The sequence below is a fragment of the Massilia sp. NBRC 108631 genome, from assembly GCF_059704565.1.
The window spans coordinates 1-208 of the sequence record NZ_BAAKJE010000008.1; the positions used below are offsets into that span (position 1 = coordinate 1).

General features: G+C 62.0%; 1 protein-coding gene. It reads left to right on the plus strand.

Going from position 1 to position 208, the window contains the following annotated elements; translation table 11 throughout:
* Positions 1-201: hypothetical protein (locus AC6H42_RS00540; protein ID WP_497547133.1), on the plus strand; the 201-nt coding region annotated here is incomplete at its 5' end.
* Positions 202-208 lie beyond the last annotated feature (7 nt).

Here is a 208-nt window from a genome sequence, read left to right on the forward strand (position 1 = left end):
AATCAGCTTCCTGTGGCACAGGCTACTGCTCCCGCGTTGGTCCCGGTGACCATCGTTGATCAACCAGCACAGCCGTTGGCCGGCGGTGATCATCGTCCGGCGGTCATGCTGGAGTTGACGGTGGGCCGTGCGAAACTTCGCGTCGAAGGCGATGTCGATCGGGACCTATTGGCGCAGGTGCTGGACAGGCTGCTGCGATGATCGGCTT